The 16,512-nt window shown below is 69.5% G+C and carries 18 protein-coding genes; 7 read left to right on the top strand and 11 right to left on the bottom strand.

The features are described from left to right. Window positions 1-33 precede the first annotated feature (33 nt). Genes FNM00_RS07520 through FNM00_RS07505 form a run of 4 tightly spaced genes read right to left on the bottom strand, consistent with a single transcriptional unit; the run spans window position 34 to window position 4,021 of the window. Window positions 34-1,347: an MFS transporter gene (locus tag FNM00_RS07520; RefSeq protein ID WP_143912819.1), complete on the bottom strand. Its 1,314-nt coding sequence runs from the start codon at window positions 1,345-1,347 to the stop codon at window positions 34-36. Next, complete coding sequence (locus FNM00_RS07515) at window positions 1,344-1,883, bottom strand: 3-isopropylmalate dehydratase small subunit (protein WP_143912818.1); 540 nt, start codon at window positions 1,881-1,883, stop codon at window positions 1,344-1,346. Before FNM00_RS07515 ends, FNM00_RS07520 begins: the two co-directional genes overlap by 4 nt. Further along, entirely contained in the window at window positions 1,880-3,145 is a 1,266-nt protein-coding gene (locus FNM00_RS07510) for a 3-isopropylmalate dehydratase large subunit (RefSeq protein ID WP_221933637.1), read from the bottom strand. The genes FNM00_RS07515 and FNM00_RS07510 overlap by 4 nt, the downstream gene beginning before the upstream one ends. A 9-nt stretch (window positions 3,146-3,154) precedes the next feature. Next, the gene (locus FNM00_RS07505; protein WP_143912817.1) at window positions 3,155-4,021 is read right to left on the bottom strand and encodes an isocitrate lyase/PEP mutase family protein; all 867 of its coding nucleotides are present in this window, start codon (window positions 4,019-4,021) and stop codon (window positions 3,155-3,157) included. 138 nt (window positions 4,022-4,159) lie between these two features. Here FNM00_RS07505 and FNM00_RS07500 point away from each other — a divergent pair, with 138 nt between their 5' ends. The 5 genes from FNM00_RS07500 (at window position 4,160) to FNM00_RS07480 (ending at window position 8,316) form a co-directional block, all read left to right on the top strand. Next, window positions 4,160-5,284 carry a MalY/PatB family protein gene (locus FNM00_RS07500; protein ID WP_246065111.1) on the top strand — a complete coding sequence of 375 codons (1,125 nt, stop codon included), beginning with the start codon at window positions 4,160-4,162 and terminating at the stop codon, window positions 5,282-5,284. Between the two features lie 82 nt (window positions 5,285-5,366). Then, window positions 5,367-5,639 carry a hypothetical protein gene (locus FNM00_RS07495; protein ID WP_143912815.1) on the top strand — a complete coding sequence of 91 codons (273 nt, stop codon included), beginning with the start codon at window positions 5,367-5,369 and terminating at the stop codon, window positions 5,637-5,639. 55 nt (window positions 5,640-5,694) lie between these two features. Next, window positions 5,695-6,717 (top strand): LLM class flavin-dependent oxidoreductase, encoded by a 1,023-nt coding sequence (locus FNM00_RS07490; RefSeq protein WP_143912814.1) that lies wholly within the window; start codon window positions 5,695-5,697, stop codon window positions 6,715-6,717. 70 nt (window positions 6,718-6,787) lie between these two features. Then, entirely contained in the window at window positions 6,788-7,522 is a 735-nt protein-coding gene (locus FNM00_RS07485) for a hypothetical protein (protein ID WP_143912813.1), read from the top strand. Then, window positions 7,519-8,316, top strand: a complete 798-nt coding sequence (locus tag FNM00_RS07480) for a serine hydrolase (protein ID WP_143912812.1) — start codon at window positions 7,519-7,521, stop codon at window positions 8,314-8,316. Before FNM00_RS07485 ends, FNM00_RS07480 begins: the two co-directional genes overlap by 4 nt. 3 nt (window positions 8,317-8,319) lie before the next feature. On the opposite strand, the gene FNM00_RS07475 is transcribed toward FNM00_RS07480, so the two are convergent. The 7 genes from FNM00_RS07475 to FNM00_RS07445 all read right to left on the bottom strand — a co-directional run bounded on the left by FNM00_RS07475 (window position 8,320) and on the right by FNM00_RS07445 (window position 13,547). Next, window positions 8,320-9,108 (bottom strand): endo alpha-1,4 polygalactosaminidase, encoded by a 789-nt coding sequence (locus FNM00_RS07475; protein ID WP_143912811.1) that lies wholly within the window; start codon window positions 9,106-9,108, stop codon window positions 8,320-8,322. Next, on the bottom strand, window positions 9,108-10,118 hold the full coding sequence (locus FNM00_RS07470; protein ID WP_143912810.1) for an adenosine deaminase: 1,011 nt from the start codon (window positions 10,116-10,118) through the stop codon (window positions 9,108-9,110). The genes FNM00_RS07475 and FNM00_RS07470 overlap by 1 nt, the downstream gene beginning before the upstream one ends. A 39-nt stretch (window positions 10,119-10,157) precedes the next feature. Beyond that, window positions 10,158-11,207, bottom strand: coding sequence for a YdcF family protein (locus FNM00_RS07465; protein WP_143912809.1), 1,050 nt, complete (start codon window positions 11,205-11,207; stop codon window positions 10,158-10,160). A 4-nt stretch (window positions 11,208-11,211) separates the two neighbouring features. Further along, window positions 11,212-12,099, bottom strand: a complete 888-nt coding sequence (locus tag FNM00_RS07460; RefSeq protein WP_143912808.1) for an alpha/beta fold hydrolase — start codon at window positions 12,097-12,099, stop codon at window positions 11,212-11,214. Between the two features lie 40 nt (window positions 12,100-12,139). Beyond that, on the bottom strand, window positions 12,140-12,439 hold the full coding sequence (locus tag FNM00_RS07455) for a DUF202 domain-containing protein (RefSeq protein WP_143912807.1): 300 nt from the start codon (window positions 12,437-12,439) through the stop codon (window positions 12,140-12,142). 19 nt (window positions 12,440-12,458) lie between these two features. After that, window positions 12,459-12,833 carry a YidH family protein gene (locus FNM00_RS07450; RefSeq protein WP_221933636.1) on the bottom strand — a complete coding sequence of 125 codons (375 nt, stop codon included), beginning with the start codon at window positions 12,831-12,833 and terminating at the stop codon, window positions 12,459-12,461. 99 nt (window positions 12,834-12,932) lie between these two features. Next, window positions 12,933-13,547, bottom strand: a complete 615-nt coding sequence (locus FNM00_RS07445; protein ID WP_143912806.1) for a TetR/AcrR family transcriptional regulator — start codon at window positions 13,545-13,547, stop codon at window positions 12,933-12,935. 64 nt (window positions 13,548-13,611) lie between these two features. Here FNM00_RS07445 and FNM00_RS07440 point away from each other — a divergent pair, with 64 nt between their 5' ends. Beyond that, window positions 13,612-15,198: an FAD-binding oxidoreductase gene (locus tag FNM00_RS07440; RefSeq protein ID WP_143912805.1), complete on the top strand. Its 1,587-nt coding sequence runs from the start codon at window positions 13,612-13,614 to the stop codon at window positions 15,196-15,198. A 58-nt stretch (window positions 15,199-15,256) separates the two neighbouring features. After that, entirely contained in the window at window positions 15,257-16,501 is a 1,245-nt protein-coding gene (locus FNM00_RS07435; RefSeq protein WP_143912804.1) for a sigma-54-dependent transcriptional regulator family protein, read from the top strand. Window positions 16,502-16,512 lie beyond the last annotated feature (11 nt).

Raw genomic sequence — 16,512 nt, 5'->3', positions numbered from 1 at the left:
GCAGCTGGCCCGCGACGCTACTCTGCGCTGCCGTCACTTGGGCAACGCGGACTTCCCGGTCTCACGCATCGTGAGGACGGTGACGATGCCGACCGCGGCGACGGCCATCACCCAGTACGCCGGTGCCATCGAGCTGCCGGTCGTCTCGACCAGCTGAGCCGCGATGTACGGCGCGCTGCCCCCGGCGATGATGGTGCCGATGTTGAAGCCCAGCGCGACACCGGTATAGCGCACCTGTCGGGGGAACAGCTCGGTGAACTGCGGGAATGCCGGAACCTGCGCGAGGCCGTTGAACATCATGTAGACGATGTACACCAGGGCGACCACCACGAGGCTCCCCGTCGCGCCCATGACCGCGAAGGCCGGCCAGGCGATCACCAGATAGGCCGCGTAGGCCCCGAGCAGCACCGGCCGGCGCCCGAAGCGATCGGTCAGCATGCCGGCGATCGGGAAGGAGGCGCAGGCCAGCGCGATCGCGATGGCGGACGTCCAGTACACCGACTGCTGCGGGAAGCCCACGTCCACCAGATAGATGTTGAAGTAGGTCAGCCCGATATACCCGGTCCCGTTCATGGCGATCGCGATGCCGATGACGCGCAGCACGGAGATCGGATGCTCGCGCACCACCTGCAGCAGCGGGCTGCGGACCACCTCGGCCTGATCGGCCATCTCCTCGAACTCGGGGGTGTCCTCCAGCTTGACCCGCGCCCACAGGCAGAGCGCGGCGAGGGGGATCGATACGAGGAACGGGATCCGCCATCCCCAGGCGGACATCTGCTCGGAGGTCGTCAGCTGGGACACCAGGCCGACCACGGTCGCGGCGACCGCGAAGCCGAGCGTGGAGCCGATCGGCGTGAGCGAGCCGTAGATGCCGCGCCGGCCGGCCGGGGAGGACTCGGCGATATAGGTCGCAGCGCCGCCGATCTCGCCACCGGCCGAGAACCCCTGGGCCAGACGGATGAGGACCAGCAGGATGGGGGCGAGGATGCCGACCTGTGCATAGGTCGGGAGCATGCCGAGGAGCGCACAGCACACGCCCATGGCGACCACCGTCACCACGAGGGCCCTGCGGCGCCCCGTCCGGTCACCGAGCCGCCCGAAGAACCAGCCGCCCAGGGGACGCATGACATAGGCGGAGCCGAAGACGGCGAGGGTCAGCAGGAGGGACACCGCCGGGCGCTCGCTGGGGAAGAACAGCGGTCCGATGGTCAGCGCCAGGAAGGCATAGACGCTGAAGTCGTAGTACTCGATGAGCGTTCCCACACCTCCGGCGATCGCCGCCCGCCGGGCGGTGGACTCCGATACCGCGGGAGTCGCGGTCGGGGTGGACGAGGTCGTTTCGGTCATGATCCTTCTCCGTGTCGGTGCTCGGCCAGCATGAGGTTGAGTGACCCGCCGGCGCTGATGACGCGACGGACGCGATCGCTGGGGGGCGGGCCGGTGAGCGTCTGTGTGCCGTCGGCGCGGGGGATCCGGACGGTGGCGGTACGCCATTCGACGGCGACGGGATCCCCGGTCCGCACCGTCGAACTGATCCCGGGGACGGTCAGCAGCGGCATGCCGTTGTAGGTCTCGCCGCGCCAGAAGCCCGGCGAGAAGGACTCGGCCAGCACGGCGGCGATGCCCAGATTGCGCAGGGCGACCATCGGCGGATAGTGCGGATGTCCGTAGCCGAAGTTGCGGCCTCCCACGATCACATCGCCCGGTCGGACGCGGTCCACGAAGGTGGGATCGTAGGCCGTCATCGTCACCGCCTTCAGCTCATCGGCGTCGTAGGTCTTGATGTTCTCGACGCCGATGACGAGATCGATGTCGAAGTCGTCGCCGAAGATCCAGGCGACCCGGCCCTCGATGATGTCCGCAGGAGGCGGGTATCCCGTCATCGGGGGGCCACCTCCGCCACGCTGATCCGGCCGTTGGCGGCGCTGGCGGCGACCGTGAACGCCGAGCCCATGTAGATCCCCGCATCGGTGCTGCCCATCCGTCCGGAGATATTGAGCACGCCGGTGGAGATGCAGATGTCGTCGGGATCCAGGGGGCGCTCGTAGCCGAAGCAGAAGTCGCAGCTGGAGCGCGCGATCCGCGCGCCGGCATCGCGCAGTACATCCAGGAGCCCCTCGCGTTCGGCCTGATCGTGCACGGCCTGCGAGGTCGGGACGACGTTGAGTGTGACGCCCGGGGCGACCGTCCGGCCGTCGAGTACCGAGGCGGCTGCGCGGATGTCCTCGATCCGTCCGCTCGCGCAGGATCCGATGAAGGCCTTCGTCACACGGGTGTCCGCGAGGTCCTCGGCGTGCATCGTATTGGCCGACCGGGCGGACCCGGGTGTCACGACCCGGGGTCGCAGCTCCGTCAGATCGATGGTGTGGACCGCGGCGTAGGTCGCGTCCTCGTCGGGCCAGACGGGGTCGAGGGGGCCATCGGTGAGACGGCCCACGTGCTCGAGCATCAGCTCGTCGGGCTCGAAGACCGCCGACACGGCTCCGGTGAACATGGCCATACCGCACAGCGACTGACGGTGGTCGATCTTCATGGTTCGCGCGCCGGGCCCGCCGAACTCCATCACCTGATGGGCGCAGCCGTCGGCGCCGAGCCGGGCGATGATCTCGTGGACCAGGTCGCGGCTGTCGACTCCCGGCTGGAACTCGCCGGTCAGCTCGAAGCGGGTGGTGGCGGGGATGTCGAGATAGAGCTCGCCCTTCACCCATCCCTCGAGGAGATCGCGGCGCACGCCCCAGCCGAGCGCGTTGAAGGCACCCGCGCCGGAGATGTGGCCGTCGAAGTGGATGAGGAAACGGCCGGGGGCCGCGTAGCCGCGCTCGGCCATGACCTGGTGGCCGATGCCGTCGGCCTCGTGCAGCGTGATCCCGTAGTAGTCGCACCATTCGCGGGTGACGCGGTGGACGTCCTCCTCGCGCTGATCGCCGCGGGTGAGCATGTGGTCGATGAAGACCAGGTACCGCTCGGGCTCGGCGAGCTCGGTGATCCCGAAGTCGTCGTGCATCTGACGGAACATCACGTCGGTGTAGCCGGGGAAGTCGTAGGCGATCATGTGGTCGGGCCGGCAGGGGAGGTTCTGTCCCGCCTGCACCTCGTCACGCCCCGCGGTACGGGCGAGGATCTTCTCGACGATGGTCTGTGGCACGACTCCTCCTCAGGCGCTCTCGGGCAGATAGGTGTGCTGGATCCGTTCGACATCGGCTGTCCCGATGAGGTCCACGAACCGGTGGTGCGCCATCGCTCCTTCGTCCTCGCCGACCTGCGCCGGTGCCTCGTCGCGAGCGAGGCGGCTCAGGGTGCGTTCGGCGACACCCGCGACCGCCATGAGCAGCTGGGTCGGCAGGATGGCGAGCCCCACCCCGATCTCTCGCATGACCTCCGGCGTGAACGCCTTCTCGGTCCACGCCGACGCGGTCAGGGTCGCCATCAGGGGCACGCCGACCTCGGCATGGCATGCGGCCCACTCCTCGACGGTGTCGAAGGTCTTGGTGACCGGCATGATCAGGTCGGCACCCGCCTCGACATAGGCGACGGCGCGGCGCAGCGCCTCGTCTCCGCGGGCATCGGTCCGGGCGATGACCAGCATGTCGTCGCCGACGGTGTCCTTCACGGCCCGGATCTTCCCGGCGGCGGCGGTGACGTCCAGCAACGGAAGGGCGGCCCCGGTGGTCAGCGGACAGCGCTTGGGGGACTCCTGGTCCTCCATGAAGACGGCCTCGACTCCGGCATCGAGGAAGCGCCGCGCGGTACGGACCGCGTTCACGGCATTGCCGTAGCCGGTGTCGATATCGGCGACGAGCGGCAGGGAGCTGGCCTCGCGGATCGTCCGGACGGCATGGAGATTCTCGGTCATGGTGTAGAGCTCGGCATCCGGGTAGCCGAGGCTCGCGGAGATGGCGAAGCCGGAGGCGCACAGCGCCGAGAAGCCGGCCTGCTCGGCGATGACGGCGGTGAGGCCGTCCCAGACGCCCGGGGCCAGGACGAGATCCTCGTCCAGCTGATCGCGTAAGCGGTTCGACATCGACTGCCTCGTTTCGTTATACGGAATGATGTGCGTAATGCGAATCGATCCTAGACGAGGCGCAGGTCACACTGTCAAGGGGTCACGCGGACTCGATCCCGATGCGCACCGCGGTGCCGACGGGCGAAGATGGGTCCCATGCACCCGCTGCGAGAACTGACGGAGACCGAGCTTCGAGGGCGGACGAGCGTGAAATGGTCGCAGTACCCCGGCGATGTCCTGCCCCTCTGGATCGCCGAGATGGACGCACGGCCGGCCACTGCGGTGACCGACGCGTTGCAGGATCTCGTCACCCGCGGCGACGCGGGCTATGGCGTGGTCGGCCCCTATCGGGAGGCCTTCGCCGATTTCGCACGGCGGCGGTGGACCTGGGCTGTGGCCGACGACGCGATCATCGAGGTCGCCGATGTACTCACCGGACTGGGTGCGGCGATCCGGCTCATCACCGAACCGGGTGCCGCCGTCGTGGTGAATCCGCCGGTCTATCCGCCCTTCTACGAGGTCATCGAGTGGGCCGGCCGGCGGGTCGAGACCGCGCCCCTCGGCGGCGATGGCCGACTCGATCTCGACCGTCTCGACGAGGTCCTCGCCGAAACAGGTCCCGACAGTGGCTATCTGCTGTGCAGCCCTCACAATCCGACCGGTGCCGTGCATACTCGCGAGGAGCTGGAGGCGGTCGCACGCATCGCCGCCGCACGGGGAGCCCGGGTCGTGGTGGACGAGATCCACGCTCCCCTCGTGCCTCATGGCTTCGTGCCTTACCTCGCCGTCCGCGGGAGTGACTCTGCCTTCGTGGCCACGTCGGCATCGAAGGCCTTCAACCTCGCCGGTCTCAAGGCCGGTCTGCTGGTTGCCGGATCCGATGCCGTCCACGAGCTGGCGGCCATCCCTCCCGTGGTCACCTTCGGCGCGAGCCAGTTCGGGCTGGTCGCGCAGACGGCGGCCTTCGGCGGCGGGGATGCCTGGCTCGACGCGGTGGTGGCCGATCTGGAGGACAACCGACGACTCCTGCGCGCCCTCCTCGACGAGTACCTCCCCGACGTCGGGTGGGCGAGCGGCGACGGGTGCTATCTCGCCTGGCTCGACTTCGGCGACCTGCTCGGCGAGGATCCTGCCGAGCCGATCCTCGAGCATGGACGGGTCGCGCTGAGCTCGGGCCTGCCCTTCGGACTCGGCGGCGAGCGACACGCCCGGCTCAACTACGCGACCACACCCGAGCTGCTGGAGCGCGCCGTCATCCAGATCGCCCGCGTCCTGGGGTGACCTCCGGGATCGCGCGCCCATTTCCGCGTCGGCTCCGGTTGCCTTGCGAGGACGCCGATGATTGTTTGGTGGTATGGAATCGATGAGAGTCCGCCGCCCGCTGGCCGTGATCACCGCCGCGCTGGTCGCGGCTGGAACGCTCGTTCTGGGCTCGGCGAATGCAGCGAACGCGGGGACGATACGGACGCACTACTACGGGAAGAACTACTTCTCGTGCCTGTATCAGAGCAACGTCCAGCACACCAAGTACGCCCGCCAGTATCACGACGCGTACATCTCGGTGAACTGCAAGACGCTGGCCTACGGCGGCGACTGGCAGTACGGGAGCCAATTCCGTCTCGGCGAACGGAAATGACGGACCGGACGTCGCCCACGGGGAATGATCCACAGGCGCGGACGTTGACCTCAACGTGAAGAAGATCGGATTTCTGTCCTTCGGCCACTGGCAGCCGGCCCCCGGCTCGCAGGTGCGCACCGCGTCCGACGCGCTGAACCAGACGATCGAGCTGGCCGAGGCCGCCGAGGAACTCGGCGTCGACGGCGCCTACGTCCGGGTGCACCACTTCGCGCGCCAGCTCGGGTCGCCCTTCCCGCTGCTCGCGGCCATCGGCGCTCGCACCTCGCGCATCGAGATCGGCACCGGGGTCATCGACATGCGCTACGAGAATCCGCTCTACTTCGCCGAGGAGGCCGGCGCGGCCGACCTGATCGCCGGCGGCAGACTTCAGCTCGGCATCAGCCGCGGGTCACCGGAGCAGGTGATCGACGGCTGGCGGTACTTCGGGTACGAGCCCTCCGAGGGCGACACCGATGCGGACATGGCCCGACGCCACACCGAGGTCGCGCTCCAGGTGCTGAGCGGGCAGGGATTCGCCGAGCCCAACCCGCGTCCGATGTTCGCCAACCCGCCGGGCCTGTTGCGGATCGAGCCGCACTCGGAGGGTCTGCGCGACCGTATCTGGTGGGGTTCGGGCTCCACCGGCACGGCGCGCTGGGCCGCCACACTCGGCATGAACCTGCAGTCCTCGACACTCAAGGACGACGAGAACGGCAAGCCCTTCCACGTACAGCAGCGTGAGCAGATCGACGTCTATCGCGCGGCGTGGAAGGAGGCTGGACACGAGCGTGAGCCGCGGGTCTCGGTGAGTCGTTCCATCTTCGCGCTCGTCGACGACCGCGACCGCGCCTACTTCGGCGTCAACCGCGATGCTTCCGATCAGGTCGGCATGATCGACGAGAACACGCGCGCCATCTTCGGGCGTTCTTATGCCGACGAGCCCGATGCGCTCGTCGAGCAGCTCCGCGAGGACGAGGCGATCGCGGCGGCCGACACGTTGCTGCTCACCGTCCCGAACACCCTCGGCGTGGACTACAACGCCCACGTGCTGGAGTCGATCCTCACCCACGTCGCGCCCGCCCTCGGCTGGCGCTGACCAGCGTCGGGCCTCGTCGCCGACGAGGAGCGCCGACACCGTGGCCGGTTCCGCGCGACAATGGCGAGTGATGAACACCGACGAGGAGACCCCGCGACACTGGGCGCGCAACCACTGCTTCGGCGGGAAGGTGCCCTTCGGTGAGATCGAGCACCGACTGGGCATGACCACCGAGTCGTACAGCGCCTGGTTCCAGCGGCAGCAGCGGGTGCAGATGGCCGCGGTAATCTGCGGGGTCGCGATCTTCGGCGCCTTCGCGACCGTCGGGCCAGGAGGCTGGATCCCCGGAATCCGGAGCTCCACCTCGGCCGATCCCATGAGCAGCGGGATGCGCGATGTTCTGTTGCCAATCAATCTGCTGCTGGGGATCGTGGGCATGGCGATGTACGCGGTCCAATGGTGGCGGATCGGGCGGCGTCGCAACGATCTCGCGTACGTCATCGCCGTGCTCTCGCTGGTGGTGTGCGGCGCCCTGACCCTGCGCTACACGCCCGACGATCTCGGCGAAGGGGTCTTCGTCCTCATGGGTGTCGTGACGGCGTGTGCGCTGCTGCTGATGATCGCCGAGACCTTCTTCTCCCGGCCCGGCGGCGTCTGGGCATACCGTTACCAGCAGCTCGCCGAGCGGCTGACCACACTCCCCGAGCGCACCCGCGAGGAGCTGCTCGAGGAGCGCGGGCGGATCCTCAACGAGTTGCTCCGCCGCAAGGAACTGCACCCCGAGGACGCCGAGATCCTGCGGAGCCTCCCCCTGGGCGGGTTCTGGGCGATGGAGCCACGATTCGAGAAGGCGGTCACCCGATGACGATCACGCTGCCGGCACTGCCCTCCGGAGTCAGCTGGTCGGTCTGTCTGCGCGACGCCCGGTCCGGCCGGGTGCTTGCCGAGCACGGTGCGGACCAGGTGGTGCCGACTGCCAGCATCGGCAAGGTGTTCGCATTGATCGAGGCGGCGCGACGCATCGTGGCAGGTGACCTCGACCCGGCTGAGGAGCTCGGCTGGGATCTGGACGAGCGCGTCGCCGACTCGGGCCTGTGGCACCTGCTGCGCCAGCCGGCGCTCTGCCTCGACGATCTCTGTGTCCTGATCGGTGCGGTCAGCGACAATCTCGCGGCGAATGTCGTCATCCGCCGGCTCGGGCTGGAGCCCATCGCGGCCACGACACATGCCCTCGGTCTCCGCGACTCCGCACTGCTCGACCGGGCGCGCGACGAGCGCCGACCCGCCGATCCGGCCGCGCTCTCGCGTGGTCGGGCCGATGAGCTGAGCGATCTGATGGCACGTCTGCACCGCGACGAGGTCATCGGCGCCGCGGTGAGCGCACGGGTGCGGCAGTGGCTGGCGGGCACCACGGATCTGTCGATGGTCGGCGGTGCCTTCGGGCTCGATCCGCTCGCTCACCGGGCCGACGAGCGTGGGGTCCGGCTGTGGTCGAAGACCGGCACCGATCCCGGTGTGCGGGCCGATATCGGGGTCGTCGAGGCTTCGGCGAGAACCATCGCCTATGCCGTCCTCGCGCACTGGGACGCGACCGGTCCCGACCGGCGCGACGACGTCCTCGCGGCGATGCGCGCGATCGGCACGCGGATCGCCGGCTGACTTTCAGCAGGTCTCGACGACGTGGCCCTCTTCGCCGGCGGGCAGCAGGTCGCGGTCGCGCAAGGTGATCGGGTGGTCGTCGTAGCGGTCGCGGCAGGCCTCCGCGAAGGCCTCGTGCCCGTTGTCCGTGTACTCGATCTCGATGACGTCCTCGCCGTAGAGATCGGAGAAGGTGCGGCATTCGTCGAAGACGGCGCACTCTTCGGTGACGGCGAAGTCGAAGCCGAGCGAGGGGCCGTCGACCTCCACGGCGTTCTTCTGGCCGATCGCGAGACCGTGCTCGTGGGCGAGCGCGGCGAGGTCTTCGGCGAAGGCCTCGGCATCCCTGCGCGTGTAGAGGCCCTGCGAGCGGGTCCAGGCATCCAGGTTGTCGGCCTCGATCGCCTCGAAGCCGTCCTCGGCGCATCCGGCGACCCACGGCTCGACGAGCTCCAGCACCTCGCTCCGGAGCTCGGGCGTCGACAGGTCGAACAGCTGCTCGTCGGGCCAGTCCGGGTCGTACACCGGCCCGCCCGGCCCGGTCAACAACACCTCGGGACGGTCGCGCGCGAGATCTTCGCGTTCGTCCGGCTGGGTCTGGAAGGCGTTGACGTAGCAGATCGAGTAGCGCGAGGAGTCGGGCTCATCGGTGCGATCGCGGACCACGATCGTGACCTCGTCGTCCGGCTCATAGGCTCCGCCGAGCTGATAGTCGACGATGCCGCCGGCCACCGGTGGGGCCTCGGACCCGGGCGCACCGCACGCGGACAGCGAGAAGGCGACCGCGACGCAGGCGGCTGCGCATCGGCGCATCACGAGTCGTACGCGTCGATCTCGGCCAGCAGATCCCGCCGGACGGCGTCATCGGCGAAGCTCGCCTCGACCGCGGCGCGGGCGAGATCGGCGATCCCTGCCCGGTCCAGTCCGAGCAGGTCCGCGGCGACGGCGTACTCGCGGTTCAGCGTCGTCTCGAACATCGGCGGGTCATCGGAGTTGATGGTGACCGGCACGCCGGCGGCGACGAGCGCCGGGAGCGGATGTTCATCGAGCGAGGGCGTCGACCGAGTGCGCACGTTCGAGGTCGGGCAGACCTCGAGCGCGATGCGGTGCTCGGCGAGATAGGCCAGCAGTTCCGGGTCCTCGGCCGCCGCGATCCCATGGCCGATGCGTTCGGCTCGCAGATGCCGGATCGCGTCCCAGATCGTCTCGGGGCCGGTCGACTCGCCCGCGTGGGGCACAGAGCGCAGACCGGCGGCGATCGCCTGTTCGAAATGCGGCGCGAACTGCGGCCGGGGAACGCCGATCTCGGGTCCGCCCAGGCCGAAGGACACCAGTCCTTCGGGGCGCAGGCGCAGCGCGGTGTCGAGGGTGACATCGGCCGCCTCGAGACCCGACTCGCCGGGGATGTCGAAGCACCAGCGCAGGCTCAGCCCCAGGTCGCGTTCGGCCGTCCGCCTGGCGTCCTCGATCGCCTCGACGTAGGCCTCGGCGGCGATGCCCCGGACGATCGAGGTGTACGGCGTCATCGTCAGCTCGGCATAGCGGACGTTCTGTCCGACGAGGTCGCGGGCGACCTCGTAGGTGAGCGTCCAGAGGTCCTCGGGCGTGCGCAGCAGATCGACGACCGAGAGGTAGACCTCGATGAAGTGCGCGAAGTCGGTGAACGTGAAGTACTCGGCGAGCTGGGCGGCGTCGGTCGGCACGGGGGTGTCGCCGGCGTGCCGGGCGGCGAGCTCGGCGACCGCGCGCGGTGACGCGGACCCGACGTGATGGACATGGAGCTCGGCCTTCGGCAGGCCGGCGATGAACGAGTCGAGGCTCACCGTCCCATCATCGCACCGCCCACCGCGACCGGAGTGGTGTCAGCGGAGCAGATCGACCACGCCGTAGCCGATCGACCAGAGCATCGGCAGCGAGAGTAGGCCGAGGACGATGCCGTTGACCCATCGATGGTCGCGCAAGAGGGCCAGATACTCCCGGACCGTCGCACTCGGCCAGAAGTACCGCGCTGTCGGAGATCCGACGCTGTAGCCGGGTAGACCGGCCTGCCGCATGAGGGTCGCGGCACGGAAGGCGTGGTAGTTGTTGGTCACCACGGCCACGCGCCGTGGCGCCTGGTCGGCGAGGACGCGCGCGGAGAAGGCGAGATTCTCCTCGGTCGTGGTCGAACGGTCCTCGCGCAGCAGCCGGTCGGCCGGCACGCCGTGGTCGCGCAGATAGCGCGCCATCGCGTCGGCCTCGCTGATCCGCTCGTCGGGACCCTGCCCGCCCGATACCACGATGACGGGATCGCGTCCCGCGGCGCGAGAACGGTCCGCGACGGCCCGCGCCTGGTCCAGCCGGGAGGCGAGCAGCGGGGTGACCTCCTCGCCCCGTCGCAGTCCGGCGCCGAGCACGACCACCGCGTCGATGGGTCCGCCCCACCGCTTGTTCCACCACAGGTAGACCAGCGAGTACAACAGGAAACCCGAGAAGACCCACCCGAGGTACATCATCGGCATGCCGAGGAAGAAGGTCCACGCGATGGCCCGCGGCGCCGTGCCCGTCACCGCGATGATCGCGAGGGCGACGTAGCCGACGACCACGAGTCCCAGTGCGAGTGACACCAGGGTCGCCGCGCCGCGCCCCTCTCTTCGCAGCATCGTGACGGCATTGGCGACGAGGAAGAGCCCCAGAAGACTCACCGTCACCACACCGAGCAGCAGCAGGCCCAAGAGGATCCAGGCGGCGGTGAGGTCGTCACCCCACCGCGATGCCAGGTCGAGGATGTCGCCGAGCGCGGCGAGCACGGCCAGCTGGACGGCGACGAGCAGGTACAGACCCGGTCGCAGGCGTCGCGGTTCGCGGACGACGCTCACCGTGAAGATCACGATGACGATCGCGAGAGGGGTCCAGACGCCGAGCCAGGGCACCCGCTCAGTCTGCCAGGGCCGCGACGAAGCCTTCGACGTGCTCGGCCAGCGCGTCGGGACGCTGCTCGGGCACCCAATGGCCCGCGTTCTCGACCGTCCTCACCTCGACCGAGGGCCCTTCGGCGCGACGTACGAGTCGCGGTGTCAGCACGCCGTCGTCGCGTCCCGGTAGCAGCAGCACCGGCAGATCCGCGGGCGGTCGGTTCGCGTAATGTCCCCGCCGTAGGTCGGGCATCTCGTTGAGGAGGAACTGCCGGTACATGGCGACACCGGCGCGAGCGCGGGCGGGGTCGCGGTAGCGGACGAGATAGACCTTCTTCTCGTCGGTGGTCAGCCGTCGACCGCCCCCGGCGCCCAGTTTGAAGACCAGGCGCAGGAAACGCTGTTTGAATCGGCGGTGGGCGGCGTAGCCGAGGGGTCCTCCGGCGACGAGCTGGTAGGCGAAGCGCCACAGGTCGCGCCACGGGATCGGAGCCCAGGGCGCGATGATCGCGGTCGCGACTACGCCGCGCACCCGGTCGGGCGCGATGGAGGCGGCGAGCAGTGACACCCATCCGCCCCAGTCGTGTCCGACGAGGACGGGCCGGTCCAGGCCGAGTGTCTCGCAGAGGTTCAGCAGCTCACGGGCGATGACGCGTTTGTCGTAGGCCCCGTCCTCGGGCGGTACCGCCTCACTCCAGCCGTGGCCGCGCAGGTCCACCGCGATCACATGATGTCGCTGTGCCAGCCGTGGGAGGACGTCGCGCCAGATCCACCAGTGCTGGGGCCAGCCGTGCACGAGCACCAGGGCCGGGCCCTCGTGCTCCGTGCCGGCCTCGGCGATGTGCAGGCGGACATCGCCGACGAGCACGTCACGGTGGATGACATCGCGCAGGGCAGGCGGTTCGACCATGACATCGATGATGTCACATTCCGGCCGGTGGGGAAATCGCTCAGGTGGCCGCGATGATGACCGCGATGGCGGCGGTGAGGGCGAGAATCCCGGTAGCGAGACTGGTCAGCAGGATGCGGGATACCGCCAGATCGGCCGCGGTGTCGACCAGCGGGACCGGCCCGGCGCGGCGGGTCGTCGTGATGGCCAGGGCGAACAATCCGCTGACCAGCACCGGCAGGACCGCGATCCATCCGGCCGACGGCAGCCACCGCAGGAACAACGCGCTCACCACCAGCAGGGCGAGCGAGGTGCGTGACCACGCCAGGGTGGTGCGCTCGGGCTGGGTCTCGGCGGTCATGTCTCGACTCGTAGGGAGGTCATGCGAGTACCAGGCCGAGCACGACACCGGCGGCGAGTGCGGTGCCGAGGGCCAGCAGCGGCAACAGGGCGGGCCACGGCAGGGGGGTGTGGTGGCGCAGGCTCGACTCGACCCGCCGCCAGCGGAAGAGCGAGGTCGCGGCGATGATCAGGCCGATCACCACCGCGACGAGGGACGCCGCCAGGCGGATGTCGTCGTGGAAGAGGTCGCCGCCGAAGGCCTCGAGGGCGACCCCAGCGGCGATGAAGGCGAGTGCTGTGCGGATCCAGGCCAGGAAGGTGCGCTCGTTGGCGAGGGTGAACCGCGGATCGGGCTCCGTGCCTCCGGGAAGCATCCAGCGCGCGACGCGTCCACGACGGTCCTCAGCACTCACACTGACACCCTAGCGGCGGCCCGCGCGGATCGTCCCGATCGGTGGCGGTAGCTGGGCAACCTCAAACCCGCGCGATGAGGACGAGCTACCGCGCCTCGCCTATCCGGTCGTCGGGGCTGATGCTCCGTCGGCGAACAACCGGTGCCATCGGTCCGCGAGCGAGGCCGCGCTCTCGTCGGGATGCCGTTGCCACCAGGAGATCGTCGAGCTGACCGTGCCGTACCAGAGGTGTGTGAGCAGGCTGAGGTCCAGCGCGTCGCGGGTGTCGTTCACCGCCCGGACCCCTTCGGCCCCGAGGCGGTTCAGACGCTCGCGGTAGCCCTGGGCGACCGCGTACCCGGCCGCGCTCCGGGGAAGCGTCGGGTCGTAGATCAGGTGCCAGTCGGACCGGCGCTCCTCCAGCTCCATCAGGATCGCCGAGATCGTCGCCTGCGCTCGGATGCCGGGGTCGGGGCTCGTCTGAGCCGCTGTCACGGCGGTGACGAGTGGATCGCCGACCGCCCGCACGCATCTCTCGTGCAGTCCGTCGCGCGATCCGAAGTACTCGTACACCAAGGCGCGCGAGATGTCGCAGGCTGCGGCGATGCGGGCGACGGACCCGTGCTCGTAGCCCTGCTCGCCGAACTCCCGGCACGCGGCATCGAGGATCTCGGCCTCACGCTCCGCTCTCGGGACGCCTTTGGTGCCGGTGGCCGGCGAAGGGGACTTGCGCATGCGGCCAGTCTACGATGAACTGACGCCTACGTAACTTACGCATACGTCAGTTCAGGAGGCTGTAATGGGGCGTTCATGGTGGGGCTGGGGCACGACGGAGGATGCCCTGAGCTCGTCCGAGGCCGAGGTTCTGGCGGCGAATGTCGGCCAGCTGCTGCCGGGCGCCGACCTGACGGCACACGAGCCCCCGGATCCGCGCGCCATCGCCGTGCCGGCCTCGCGGGTCGAGGCTCCGGTGACCCTCGCGCACCTCTGCTCCGATGACCACGTCGACCGGCTGTCCCACGCGCACGGGCAGGCCTTCCGCGACGTCGTCCGAGCGCTGCTCGGACGATTCGACCATGTACCGGATCTGGTGGTGCGACCGCGCAGTGAGGCCGACGTGGCAGCTGTTCTCGATTGGTGCACCGATAGAGGGATCGCGGTCGTGCCGTTCGGCGGGGGCACGTCGGTGGTCGGCGGCGTCGAGCCACGCTTCGCTCACGATGCCGGAGTGGTGAGCCTCGACCTGCGGGAGATGTCGCGGGTGCTCGAGGTCGACGCCACCAGCCAGGCGGCGCTGATCGAGGCTGGTGCGCTCGGTCCCGAGCTCGAGGAGCAGCTGCGCCCCTACGGATACACCCTGCGCTTCTACCCACAGTCCTTCGAGTTCTCGACCCTCGGCGGCTGGATCGCGACCCGAGCCGGCGGTCACTTCGCCACCGGACCGACCCATATCGACGATCTCGTCGAGTCCGTCCGCACGGTCACGCCGAGGGGCGCGATGGAGTCGCGGCGGCTGCCGGGCTCTGGCGCCGGACCGTCACCGGATCGGCTGATCCTCGGCTCCGAGGGGGCGCTCGGAGTCGTCACGCGGGCGTGGATGCGGATCCGAGAACGCCCGCGCTGGCGTGCTGCTGCCACCGTGTCCTTCACCGACGAGAATGCCGGCGTGCGGGCCGTGCGCACGATCGCCCAGTCCGGCCTGCAGCCGGCGAACTGCCGCTTCCTCGATGCGGTCGAGGCGGCGATCAACGCGGGCGCCTCGTCGGCGATCCTCGTGCTGGGCTTCGAGTCCGCCGATCATCCGCTGGAGCCGTGGATGGAGCGTGCGGTCGAGATCTGCCGCGACCACGGTGGCTCGCTGACCGAACCGCCCCGCTACACCGACAGCGCGGACGAGGTGGCTCGCAGCGGAGCCTCGGATGCCTGGCGCTCGGCCTTCCTGCGCATGCCCTACCAGCGTGATGCGTTGGCGGCGCGGTCGATGATCGTGGAGACCTTCGAGACCGCGTGCACGTGGGACCGCTACGACGATCTGCGCGCGGGCGTCACGGCAGCCGCGGAGGAGGCGATGCGCTCCCTGGGCGTGCCCGGCGTGGTCACCTGCCGGTTCACGCACGTCTATCCCGACGGTCCGGCGCCCTATTTCGGGGTCTACGCCGCCGGCACCTGGGGCAGCACGGTCGAGCAGTGGGACGAGATCAAGGTCGCGGTCGGCGAGGCGATCAACAGGGCGTGTGGCACGATCACGCACCATCACGCGGTCGGCCGCGACCACCGACCCTGGTACGACCGCCAGCGTCCCGATCTGTTCGCGGCGGCTTTGTCCGGGGCGAAGCGGGAGCTCGACCCGGTCGGCATCCTCAACCCCGGCATCCTCCTCGGCTGAAGATCGTCCACCCCGGCCACATCTGGGAAGAAGCGGCGAATGCTCCTAGAGTTGGTCCATGGAGCAGGCGGAGCTTCAGGCGAGGCGCGTGCGGGCGATGCGCGCCTGGACGTCCTTCGTCGAGCAGGGCGATGCCGCCGAAGACCTGGTGCGGCCGGAGATCCTGAGCAGCTGGCGACGATCCGAGCAGGCCGATGTCGAGCGGATCGGCGAAGCGCCCTTGGCCGACGAAGGCGAGGCGCTGGCCTACTGGCGTGAATCCCCTCTACAGGCCGCGGTCGAGCGGATCGAGGCCGAACTTCGCCGGACGGCGGAGGACGGCGACCTCGTCGTCGCCGTCACGGATCCCGAGAGCCGGATCCTCTGGACCTACGGCGGCCGGGTCATGCGACGCAAGGCCGAGAGCGTCAACTTCGTGCCGGCGGGTCGCTGGGACGACAGATCCGCCGGCACCAATGCGCTCGACCTGGCCAATCGGCTCGGCGTGCCGAGCATGGTCTTCAGCGCCGAGCACTATGCGCCGATGGTGCACAACTGGGTGTGCTGGGCGGCACCGGTGCGCGATCCGGTCACGGGGGAGCAGCTCGGGGTCGTCGATCTCTCGACGACCTGGGACCGGACCCATCCGATCGGTCTCGCCACGGCGCGGGTGCTCGCCCGGCTCGTCGAGTCGGCGCTCCCCGCGCGGGGTGCCCCTGCCGCCGCGGACGAAGCGGAGCTCGGGGAGCCGGGACTGGATCTCACGCTGCTCGGCGCGGTCGAGGTGCGGCTCGACGGAGCACGGCTGCTGCTCAGCCGGAGGCAGACCGAGATCCTCGCCCTGCTCGCGCTCCACCCCGACGGCCTGAGCCTCGATCAGTTGCATGCCCTGCTCTACGGCGATGCCGCGGTCACCCTCTCCACGTTGAAGGTCGAGGTCTCGCATCTGCGCGGTGCCCTCTCCGGACAGCTGGCATCGCGCCCCTATCGACTGATGATGCCGGTGCAGACCGATGTCGAGACCGTGCTCGATCTGCTCCGGGCCGGGCGGGTCAGCGAGGCGGTCCACGCCTATCGCGGCGACCTGATGCCCGGCACGGAGTCCCCGGTGCTGATGGAGCTGGGAGAGGTCGTCGCAGTGGCGATACGTGAGGCGTTGCTGGCCGATCCGAATCCGGCGGCCGTCGTGCGCTACAGCGAGCTCGTCCCGCACGACAGCGAGGTCATCGAGGCGGGGCTGAGGGCTATGGGCTCGGCCCCCCATCCCAGTCGTGCCCTGCTGAAGGCTCGCCTCGCGGTCGCCCGGTCACGTCATCTGGGCTGAGCGACCCTCGT

The organism is Aeromicrobium piscarium (assembly GCF_007421815.1).
GTDB lineage: Bacteria > Actinomycetota > Actinomycetes > Propionibacteriales > Nocardioidaceae > Aeromicrobium > Aeromicrobium piscarium.
This window is presented reverse-complemented; position numbering and strand designations above follow the sequence as displayed.